The sequence below is a fragment of the Blastomonas sp. genome, from assembly GCF_041747255.1.
Classification (GTDB): Bacteria; Pseudomonadota; Alphaproteobacteria; order Sphingomonadales; family Sphingomonadaceae; genus Blastomonas.
Genome location: NZ_JBGTFM010000111.1, coordinates 1 through 7,500 on the forward strand (window position 1 = coordinate 1; position 7,500 = coordinate 7,500).

5 protein-coding genes are annotated in these 7,500 nt (G+C 60.9%); 1 reads left to right on the forward strand and 4 read right to left on the reverse strand.

Translation table 11 applies throughout. The features are described from left to right. From ACEW8G_RS03830 to ACEW8G_RS03845, 4 genes are all read right to left on the reverse strand, one after another. On the reverse strand, positions 1 to 966 hold a 966-nt coding region (locus ACEW8G_RS03830), incomplete at its 3' end, for an AMP-binding protein (protein WP_373487123.1). A gap of 7 nt (positions 967 to 973) precedes the next feature. Then, positions 974 to 2,434, reverse strand: coding sequence for a carotenoid oxygenase family protein (locus ACEW8G_RS03835; protein WP_373487124.1), 1,461 nt, complete (start codon positions 2,432 to 2,434; stop codon positions 974 to 976). 59 nt (positions 2,435 to 2,493) lie between these two features. After that, the gene (locus ACEW8G_RS03840) at positions 2,494 to 4,176 is read right to left on the reverse strand and encodes an arylsulfatase (RefSeq protein WP_373487125.1); all 1,683 of its coding nucleotides are present in this window, start codon (positions 4,174 to 4,176) and stop codon (positions 2,494 to 2,496) included. A 56-nt stretch (positions 4,177 to 4,232) separates the two neighbouring features. Beyond that, positions 4,233 to 6,512, reverse strand: a complete 2,280-nt coding sequence (locus tag ACEW8G_RS03845; RefSeq protein WP_373487126.1) for a TonB-dependent receptor — start codon at positions 6,510 to 6,512, stop codon at positions 4,233 to 4,235. 179 nt (positions 6,513 to 6,691) lie between these two features. On the opposite strand from ACEW8G_RS03845, the gene ACEW8G_RS03850 reads away from it, so the two are divergent. Further along, on the forward strand, positions 6,692 to 7,500 hold an 809-nt coding region (locus ACEW8G_RS03850), incomplete at its 3' end, for a molybdopterin-dependent oxidoreductase (protein ID WP_373487127.1).

Sequence of the window (7,500 nt, forward strand, 5' to 3'; positions counted from 1 at the left end):
GGGTGGCAGATAGACGATGGTGCCGCTGGTCTCGGTCGCGCCGTACATCTGCACGAACTGCGCATTGGGGAACATCTGCATCGAGCGACTGAGCACATCGAGCGGGATCGGCGATGCGCCATAAGGCAGTACCCGCATCGAAGAGAAATCCGCCGCTTGCGCGTCCGGGTGATTGAGGATCATGTTAAGCACCGCGGGCACCGCAAACATCTTGGTGATCCGGTGCTTTTGCACCGTCGCAATGATCGCTGCGACATCGGGCTGCGCGAGGATCACCCCGGTGCCGCCGCCGTTCAGCGTCTGCATCACCCAGGCTGTGCCGCCAATGTGGAACAAGGGCATCGCCACCAGTGAGACATCGCTCGCCTTCCACGAAGCCCAGTCCTCGCCGATCTTGCGGCCCTGGCTCATCGAGGCCGCCAGGCTGCCATGGGTGAGCAGCGCGCCCTTGGGGTGGCCGGTGGTGCCCGAGGTATAGAGCTGCACCGCGACATCGCTTGGGGCAAGCTCGGCCATGGCGCGATTGGGGCGAAAGCCCAGCACCCATTGGCGAAAGTCCGGACGACCCTCGAAGTCGCCGTCGCCCAGCAGGATCGTCTCCAGCCCCGCCTCGGCGCGCACCGCCAGCGCATTGTCCAGCACCGCCGTCTGCGTCAGCAGCAGCCGCGCACCCGCGTCCCTGACGATATAGGCGATTTCGCGCGGCACCAGCCGCCAGTTGACCGCCACCGTCACCGCGCCGATGCGTAAGCTCGCATTCAGCAGGATGACATAATCGATGGTGTTCAGCCCAAGAAACGCGACCCGGTCACCCTTACCGATACCACTCGCCTTCAGCGCCGCCACGCAGCGGCACACCAGATCGTCGAGCGCCGCATAGGTCAGCGCTTCGTCATCCTGAATCAGCGCGATCTTGTCAGGAGTCGCAGCGGCACCCCTGGCCACCATGTCGGCAATCATGTTCATGCCGTCGTCAGCTTGCCAAAGCTTGAGCGTAAAGCGCGCCATCGGCTGGATAGAAATTGCAGTGGAAGCCGCTGGGCACCCGGAACGGGATCAGCACCCGCGCGACCGGCCCGGAAGCAATATCGAGCGCGTTGAAGATCGCCAGTTCGCTGCCCGGCGCGTTGGCGCGGTGGACCAGGGTCATCGCATAGCCGTCGGCTTCGCCCTCCGCGCCGGATTTCGCTCCGAGCCGGGGCGCAAAGACCAGCTCGCCCGCCGCCGCCCCCTTGCCAAAATGGTGGATGTCCTCCGCGCTGGTAACGGTGTCAAAGCGCAGCGCCGCATCCAGCCCCTCAACCCGCGCGTCGCGTGCCTCAAGGTTGATATTCGCAAAGCTGTGCCGGGTCTTTCGCGTCATCAGCCGATCGTCGGGGCGCGGGAACTGCAGATCGCGCTCGTTCAACACCTCTTCGCGCAGCACGTTGGTGTTGGCGGCAAGATCGATTGTCCAGCGGCGCAGGCTCTGGCGGGTGCCGGAATGCGTGGCGCGCACGCCGGTTTCATCGGGGAACAAGGCCGTGCCGTTGGCGGCGGCGACATCGGCGATGATTTTGCCGTCTTCCTCCCACACGTTCAATTCGTGGAACATGTGGCGCGGTTCGTATTCGAACCAGCGCACATCGTCGGCGCTGCCATGGCGCGGCATCACCGCCAGCTTCGACGGACGGTCGTTGACCCACGCCGTCATCGGCCCGCCGCGCATGAAGCGGCCAAGATCGGTATCGATCGGCAGCACGGGGAAAACCACCCAGTTTTCGGTGACGAAGAACGTGTGCATCAGGCTCATATGCGGCACGGGGATGATCTGGCTGCGGGTCAGCGCGCCGGTGCGATCTATGATGTCATAGCGGATCTCTGCCGCGCCCATCGGGCCGTTGATCATCGCGCCGATGTTGATCATCTCGCCGGTGACATGGTCGATCTTGGGATGCGCTGAAAAGGTCGTGGAGATGGTGCCCCCGTAATGATCCTCGCCAATGGTGGAAAGATCGCGCGGGTTCAGCACCACCGGCGGCGCGCCTTCCATCAGCGCCAATAGCTTGCCGCCATGGATGATGATGTTGGTGTTGGCGGTGTTGTAGCGCTTGCCGACAACCGAGGGGTCGGCGGTCATCGGGTTGCCGAACACCCCAAACAACCGTTCTCCGGCCGCCCTTTCCAGCTCAAACTTCTCGGTGCGGACCCAACGGTTGCGCATCGCAACACGGCCGTTTTCGATGAAGAAGCCGTAGACCATGCCGTCGCCATCGAACCAGTGATACTCGTCGCCGCGTGTAGGGTGCAGCGGTTCCGGCCCGTTGCGATAGAACACGCCAGCCAGATCGCGGGGTATCTCGCCTTCAATCACCAGATCGGGCGCATCCGCCTCAAAACGGTTGGGCGCGTGGTGGCCATGCAGATAAGGGTGCGGCGGAAAATGCTTGGCCATGGTCGCTATTTCAACATCTCAAGAGGGGTTACGGGGCACGGGTAAAGGACAGTGTGACGTCAATGGCTGGCATTGTCGAACATGTTAAAGTCTGTGGGCAAGTCGCGCACGCCATTGGCTTTGGCGAACGCTTCATATGCGGTGATCATCCGCCGGAAGATTTTTGGGTTCTGTGCAGAGACGTCGTTCGCTTCTGCAGGATCACGGACGAGATTGAAAAGCTGCCATCTGCCTTCCCCTTCCGGCTTGGTCAGGTGCAGGATTTTCCATTCACCGCTGATATAGGCCTTGTTGCCGAACAGCTCGAAGCCCTGACCTTCGGACCGGCCATAGACCGTTCTGGCACGTCCTTTCAGGAACGGCAGCATCGAGCGGCCAGACACCGGTTCGATCTCGCGGTCGCCAATGCGGGTTAAACTGCCATCGACTTTGGCCGCTTCAAGCAATGTGGGGACAATTTCGACAAGCGTTGCAAATGTGCTGGTCTGCCGGCCGCGCTTCAGGCCCCCGCTCGGCCAGGAGACGATCAGCGGCGAACGAATGCCGCCCTCTGCGACAAAGGTCTTGTACAGGCGGTGTCCCGCAGCCCCGGCCTGCGCCCACGGTCGCCCGTAAAAGGCGTAGGAGGACGGCGCGCCCAGATTGTCGAAACTGTTGTCGAAATTACTGGCGATCCAGTCCGTCGCGGGCGGGAAGATCGGGTCGGTGGTGAAATCGATTGCCTCGGCGCCATTGTCCGAGAGAAACACGATGATGGTGTTGTCCTTGATGCCGGTCGCATCGAGATAGGATACCAAACGGCCAATATTCCAGTCGAGCCGGTCAACCATTGCAGCATAGACCGCCATCAGCCGTGCCTGATAGCGCTGCTGCTCGACCGGCAGCGATGCAAAGCGTGGCACTTTCGCGTGCGACGGCGCCATGACTGCATCGTTTGAGATAATCCCGAGCCGTTGCAGGCGCTTGAACCGATTTTCGCGCAACGTGTCCCAGCCGGCGGCATAGGTGCTATCGTATTTCAGGATGAGGTCCCGGGGCGCATGCAAGGGCCAATGCGGCGCGGTGAATGACAGATAGGCAAAAAATGGCTTACCACTCGCCCTCGCCTGTTGAATGCTGTCAATGATCTCGGATGTATAGAAATCGCTTGAATAGAAATCCTTTGGCAACTCAGCGGTCTCGCCGTTGCGCAGATAGGTCACTTTCGGTTTGAACGCGGCATAGCCAGCATCAGAAAAATGGCTCCCGGCACCATCGATCAGGGTAAAGCTGTGATCGAAACCCCTGTCACTGGGTCGCGACTGTTCGCCCAGATGCCATTTGCCGGCCATGATCGTCGTGTAACCGGCGGGCTTCAGCCGTTCGGCGATGGTGGCAACGCGATTGTTGAGAAATCCTTCGTAGCCCGGCTGACCTCGCTGACTGTCAGCGAGGAACTCTGCCATCGTGCCCAGACCGGTGCGATGTTGCTGCACACCGGTCAGCAACATCGCCCGCGATGGCGAGCACATGGGTGACGTTCGAAAGTTGGTGAACGTCGTTCCCCCTGCTGCAAGCGCAGCCAGGTTGGGGGTATCAATCTCACCGCCATATGGGCTGATATCGGAATAGGCCAGATCGTCAGCCAGGATAACGATGATGTTGGGACGCGGCGCGGGTTTTGACGCCGCCTCGCCTGTGTTGGGAACAACAGCAAAGCACGTAAGCAGGGCGGACATGATCAAGGCGAGAGGGTTACGCATCAATTGCTGCATCTCACCTGGACCATGCCCAACCTGGACCGCGCTTTGGCATCCCGTTAAAACTGCACCATGATTTCAGCACCGAACTGACGCGGAGGACGGACGCCGGCAAAGGTGAACAGCCCGGCAACCGGCAGCGTGCTGCTGAGACCGCGGTTATCGAGCAGGTTGCGCCCGAAAACGCTGAACGTCACTTCGGCGCCGCCGAAATCGTGCTTGTAAGACATGGTCGAATCAAGCAGTTCGCGCTCCGCTGACAAGCAGCGCCGGTCATTGGTGACGACGTTCTGCGCCAGCAGCACCGGATCAGCGACGATACAGGTGGTGTATTTGTCAATAAACCGGAAGATGGTGTTCCACTGGAATTCGCCATCACCAACCGGCCGCGTGTAGTCGAAGCCTGCTGACCAGCTGTATTTTGGTGCCCGCCGCAAGTCGAGATCGGACACGTCCCGCCCGGCGCGGACGAAGTTCCGATAATTGGCGTCCAAATAGGTGGCCGAGAAGTTGAACGAGAGGTTGTCCGAGGGCACCGCTACGATTTCAAGCTCGACGCCCTTGATCCGCGCCGATGCCGCATTTTCAACAATGGTTTCCTGCGCGTTGATGACGTTGAACGGCGGCGGCGTAGGACGGACCAGTTCCTCCTGCTTGTCGCTATAATCTGTCTGGAAGAGCGCGATATTGGTGCGAAGCCTGCGATCGAGCCAATCCGCCTTCAGGCCGATTTCGTACGCATCGACGATTTCCGGCTGATACGGCCCGATCGCAGTCGGCGTCGCGGTGCGACCATTGAACCCGCCCGAGCGGAAGCCGCGCGAATAGGACGCATAAACCATTTGGCCACCGTCAAACTTGTAATCCAGGCTGGCACGATATGTGAATTCGCCAAAATCTTCGGCCCCACTGCATTGCGGCACCGTGATCCCCAGCTGGGTTGGGCATGACCCATCAGCGTTGAGGCCAAAGTTTGTGGTGAGCGCTTTTTCGTCGCGCGTGTAGCGCCCGCCAATACCCAGCGTCATGCGATCACTCAGCTTGATCTGCGCGTCAGCAAATGCGGCGTAGCTTTTAGAATCGCCAGTCGTGCGCTGGGTGCGGACGACCGGGACAAATCCGATATTCGTCGTCTGGGTCAACTGGTATTGGCTATCGAAATAAAAGGCGCCGAGCAGCAGATTGAGCCAGCTGTTGACATCGCCTGCAATACGCACTTCCTGAGTGAACTGCTCATAGCGCTGGACGCGCAGCGTGTCGAAAAAGTTGATAGATGCAGAGTCAAAATCCTGACGGACGCTTTCGTCGTTTTTCCGCCAGCCTGTCACCGAAGTGAGCGTGAAATTGCCCAGTTCGACGTTGATCGTGCCGCTGATCGCATCGGTCTTGTTGCGCACCGGCTGCTCGATATTGCCAAACACCGTGTAGAGCAGGCGGCTATTGACCGGGGTGCGATTGCACTGGTTGTCTGGAATCTGGAAGGCGCGTATCAGTCCGAGGCCTGGAACCGGAACCTGCAGGCAAATCAGGTCCGTGTTGTTTGACAGGCTGGCAGTAGCAACCTCGCCATCCTCTTCGATGCGCTCATAGGTGATCACCGCCTCGATATCGTCGGTCGGGGTAATCAGCGCGGTCAGCCCGGCGGTCCAGATTTCATAATTCGGTTGCCTGCGGTTGAGCGTCGCGTTGCGCAGATAACCGTCGGTGTTGTCGTAAAAGAAAAAGCCCTTAAGCGCGAGAAAATTGCCGATCATCGGGGTGTTGACCACCAGCCGCCCGCGCGTGGTGTTGTACTCGGCATAGCCCAGCGATGCCCTGACCCCAAATTCACCGGTGGGCTTGCTGCGCTGCACGTTGATCACCCCGCCGATGGTGTTGCGGCCAAACAGGGTGCCCTGTGGCCCGCGCAGGATTTCAATCGACTCCAGATCAAATGCGTCAAGCAACTGGCCGGTATTCGTGCCGATGAACACACCGTCGACCACCACGCCGACCGCCGGGTCGAAACTTTTTTCGATGTCCTCAAAGCTGATCCCGCGGATAGAGATCGCAGCGGCGCTGGGACCGGCATTGACCGGATCGACCACCAGCCCCGGCACGCGGCCCGCAAAATCGCGCAAGTCATCGATTGCGCCCTGCGACAGTGCCTCGGCATCAAGCGCGGAGACCGCGACCGGAACTTCCTGAAGCGATTCCTCGCGCCGCTGGGCAGTCACCACGATCGTGCGCAGCCCCGTTTCCTGGACCTCCGACGCCTGCTCCTGCGCGGCGACCGGCGTTGCGGTCATCGCCAGCCCGAGCGCCAGAACCGACGTCGACAGATAAGTCGCTGCTCTCATGATTTTCCTCCCTCTCCTGCGGTTGCAACCGCGCGTTTTTTCTGTGATCCTTGTCAAAATGACTGGACCGGCGCACGCGCTCAAGTGTCAAAAATGACAGTCGCCTGCCCCGGTGCTTGGACTAGGATCGCCGCCAAGAGGTCCAGAATGCCGTAACGGCACTTGCGGGGAGAGAGACCGTGCCCACCAAACGCAGCTTCTGCCGCTTCTGCCATGCCAATTGCGCGATGCTGGTCGAGATCGAGGACGACAAGGTGGTGCGCGTTACAGGCGATGCCGAAGATCCGGTGTTCGGCGGCTATACCTGCATCAAGGGGCGGCAACTGCCCGAAGCGCACAACCATCCCGAGCGCCTGCGCGCGTCACTGAAGAAGGTCGATGGCAGTTTTCAGCCCGTCGCGATCGAAGCCGCGCTCGACGAAATTGCGGCCAAGCTGGGGGCGCTGATCGATGCGCATGGTCCAGACAGCGTGGCCGTCTATGCGGGCACCTATGCCTTTCAGAACTCTGCCGGGGTGGCGGCGGCGATGGCATTCGCCAGCGGGCTGGGCAGCCGCCATTTCTATACCAGCGTCACGCTCGACCAGCCTGCCAAGGTCTATACCAGCTTTCAATACGGCCAATGGGCGGGCGGCGGGCACGTGTTCGGTGACGCCGATGTCGCGCTGTTCATCGGCAACAACCCGATCGTGTCGCATTATGGGCCGCCGGGCGGGCTGCCGCCGTTTTCGCCCTCGCGCCGTTTGCGCGATGCGCTGGACCGCGGCCTCAAGATGATCGTCGCCGATCCGCGCAAGAGCGATGTCGCAGCGCTCGCGCACATCCACCTGGCGGTCAAGCCCGGTGAGGACCCCGCGCTGCTGGCGGGCATGATCCATGTTATCCTTGAAGAACGGCTGTATGACGAGTCGTTCGTCCAATCCTATGTCGACGGCCTGGCCGAGCTGAAACGCGCGGTTGCCGGTTTTCCGCCCGCTGCCGCTGCTGC

Coding starts and splice junctions, on each gene's coding strand:
- ACEW8G_RS03845 (WP_373487126.1), bottom strand. CDS start 6,512: ATGAGAGCAGCGACTTATCTGTCGACGTCGGTTCTGGCGCTCGGGCTG.
- ACEW8G_RS03840 (WP_373487125.1), bottom strand. CDS start 4,176: ATGCGTAACCCTCTCGCCTTGATCATGTCCGCCCTGCTTACGTGCTTT.
- ACEW8G_RS03835 (WP_373487124.1), bottom strand. CDS start 2,434: ATGGCCAAGCATTTTCCGCCGCACCCTTATCTGCATGGCCACCACGCG.